The following is a 2,998-nucleotide window of genomic DNA, read 5'->3' as shown; positions in this document are numbered from 1 at the left end:
ACCAGGGACGGCCGAGGTAGCGTACAGGGAGGTATTTACAGCGCCTCCTCGTAGGCTTATCGCCAGATCAGCCCCGAGCTATCGAGCAGCCAAGCTATCTGCGATAGCCTTGGGCAGCAATTGGCGCCGGGCGGGTCACAGTGCGTTAGAATGCTCCCTTTCGCAGTTTCCAAGCAGTGGGGTCTCGGCATGGCCGAAGGGCGCGACGTACAGTGGGTGGAGGTCACGGAGGGGCAGGACGGCCAGCGGGTCGACAACTTCCTGATGACGCGCATCAAGGGGGCGCCCCGGGCGCTGATCTACCGCATCGTGCGCAAGGGCGAGGTGCGGGTGAACAAGAAGCGCGTCAGGCCCGATACCCGCCTGGCCACGGGTGACCTGGTGCGCATCCCGCCGCTCAAGCTCTCGCCCCGGGAGGCGGTACGCGAGGTGAGCGACGGCCTGCGCAACCTGCTGGCCGGCAGCGTGCTGCTGGAGGGGCGAGACTGGCTGGTGCTCAACAAGCCGTCGGGACTCGCCGTGCATGGTGGCAGCGGGGTCAAGATCGGCCTGATCGAGGCGCTGCGCCAGGTGCGCGAGGACCTCGACTTCCTGGAGCTGGTCCACCGCCTGGATCGCGATACCTCGGGCTGCCTGCTGCTGGCCAAGTCGCGGCCGGCGTTGCTCGCCTTGAACAGCGCGCTCAAGCAGAAGCAGATGGATAAGCGTTACCTGGCCCTGGTGGCGGGACGCTGGCCGGCGCGGCGCGACTTCGTCGCCGCCCGCCTGGATCGCTACACCCTGGCCAACGGCGAGCGCCGGGTGCGGGTCGACCCCGAGGGCAAGGTGGCGCGCACCCGCTTCGCGGTGCGCGAGGCCCTGCCCGGCGTCACCCTGCTCGAGGCGGAGCCGGTGACCGGGCGTACCCACCAGATCCGCGTGCATGCCGCCCACGCCGGCCACCCGCTGCTCGGCGACGACAAGTACGGCAGCCGCGACAGCCAGGCGCTGAGCGCGCGGCTGGGCCTGGCGCGGCTCTTCCTGCACGCCGAGTCGCTGGCCTTCCCCGAACCCACCAGCGGGCGCGAGGTGCGGATCCGTGCGCCGCTGCCCGACGACCTCCAGGCGGCGCTCGCCCGCGCCCGCCAGGCCGGCTGAGGAGTGACGATGCGCTATCGACTGGTGATCTTCGATTGGGACGGGACCCTGATGGACTCCGTGGCCCGCATCGTCGACTGCATGCAGGCGGCGGCCCGGGACGCGGGCTGGGGCCATCTGGAGCCCGCCGCGGTGCGTGACATCATCGGCCTCGGGCTGCCCGAGGCCATCGCCACCCTCTGTCCGGGGATCGACTCCGACCGCGCCGAGCTGCTGCGCAGCCGCTACGCCTGGCACTTCGTCGAGGGCAACGACACCCCGATGCGCTTCTTCCCCGAGGTGGAGGCGGGAATCGCCGCCCTGCGCGGGCAGGATGAGCAGCGCCTGGCGGTGGCCACCGGCAAGAGCCGGCGCGGCCTCGACCGCGTCTTCCGCGAGAGCGGCAGCGGCCGCTGGTTCCATGCCAGTCGTACCGCCGACGAGACCCGCTCCAAGCCGCACCCGCAGATGCTCGAGGAGCTGCTGGCGGAGCTCGCGGTGCCGGTGGAGGAGGCGGTGATGGTGGGCGACACCGCCTACGACCTGGAGATGGCGCGGGCCATCAGCATGGATCGCGTGGCGGTCACCTGGGGCGTACATGCCCCCACGCGGCTGGCCGACAGCCGGCCGGCGTTCACCGCCGAGGCGGTGCCGCACCTCTTCGGCTGGCTGCAGGGGAAGTGAGATGAGCGACGAGCGAGACGAGCAGCGCCCGGTGGACCCCTGGACCGACGGGCCACAGCTGAGCCGCGATGAGGCCAGGCGCCGCCGCCAGGGGCGCGAGGGGGAGGGCGAGACGCCACCCGTGGCCGAGGACGCCGAGGCGCTGCGCGAGCGCCAGCGTCTGGAGCAGATGGCGATGATGGGGCGCTGGATCGATGGCGTGCTCGCCGAGCAGCGACGCTCGCGGCGCTGGAAGCTGTTCTTCCGCTTCCTGTTCGCGGCGCTGATCCTGGCCTCACTCTCGGTCAGCCTCTATAGCCTGCTGGCCGGGCCGCCGTCGGTGGGCGGCGAGGTGGGGCCGCACCTGGGCCTGGTCAGGGTGGAGGGCACCATCGACGCCGAGGGGCGCGCCAGTGCCGAGCGCATCAACCAGGGGCTCAGGCGCGCCTGGGAATCGCCCCACAGCGAGGCGGTGGTGCTGCATATCAATAGCCCCGGCGGGAGTCCGGTGCAGTCACAACGCATCTTCGAGGAGGTGATGCGGCTGCGTGGCGAGGGCGACAAGCCGATTATCGCGGTGATCGAGGATATCGGTGCCAGCGGCGCCTACTATATCGCCGCCGCCGCCGACGAGATCGTCGCCGCCCCGGCGAGCCTGGTGGGCTCGATCGGGGTGATCTATTCGAGCTTCGGCTTCCAGGAGGCGATCGACCGCCTGGGGGTGGAGCGCCGGGTCTACACCGCCGGCGACAACAAGGCCTTCCTCGACCCCTTCTCGGACGTGGCGCCGGCGCAGCGCGAGTTCTGGCAGTCGGTACTCGACAGCACCCATGAGCAGTTCATCGCCGCGGTGCGCGAGGGGCGCGGCGAGCGCCTGGCCGACGACGAGGCGCTGTTCAGCGGGCTGGTGTGGAGCGGCGAGCAGGCCGTGGACCTCGGCCTGGTGGACGCGCTGGGCAGCCTCGACAGCCTGGCCCGGGAGCGCCTCGCCGAGCCCCGCCTGCACGACTACACGCCGCGCCTCGATCCTTTGGAGCGCCTGTCGCGCCAGTTCGGCCGGGTGGCCTTGGAGTGGCTGGGCCTGCCCCGGGCCGATACCCCGGTGCGTTACCAGCTCGCCCCCTAGGAGCCTGTCGGGCTTAACACTGATCTACTGCGAGATCCGGTCTTTCGGCCAATTTCATTCGATCTGATTCGTTAAATAGCACGCTATTCGCCT

3 protein-coding genes are annotated in these 2,998 nt (G+C 70.6%); all 3 read left to right on the top strand.

All coding sequences use genetic code 11. The annotated features are described in order from the left end of the window. Window positions 1-189 precede the first annotated feature (189 nt). The 3 genes from Q673_RS23945 to sppA are packed head-to-tail and all read left to right on the top strand — an operon-like array spanning window position 190 to window position 2,905. Entirely contained in the window at window positions 190-1,137 is a 948-nt protein-coding gene (locus Q673_RS23945) for an RluA family pseudouridine synthase (RefSeq protein WP_023005192.1), read from the top strand. A gap of 9 nt (window positions 1,138-1,146) precedes the next feature. After that, a complete protein-coding gene (locus Q673_RS23940) occupies window positions 1,147-1,800 on the top strand; it encodes an HAD-IA family hydrolase (RefSeq protein WP_023005191.1) in 654 nt (217 codons plus the stop codon). A 1-nt stretch (window position 1,801) separates the two neighbouring features. Beyond that, window positions 1,802-2,905, top strand: a complete 1,104-nt coding sequence (gene sppA / locus Q673_RS23935) for a signal peptide peptidase SppA (protein WP_023005190.1) — start codon at window positions 1,802-1,804, stop codon at window positions 2,903-2,905. Window positions 2,906-2,998 lie beyond the last annotated feature (93 nt).

The organism is Halomonas sp. PBN3 (genome assembly GCF_000475415.1).
GTDB classification, from domain to species: domain Bacteria; phylum Pseudomonadota; class Gammaproteobacteria; order Pseudomonadales; family Halomonadaceae; genus Halomonas; species Halomonas shengliensis.
Note: the sequence above shows the minus strand (reverse complement) of the source record. Positions and strands in the feature narration are given on the sequence as shown.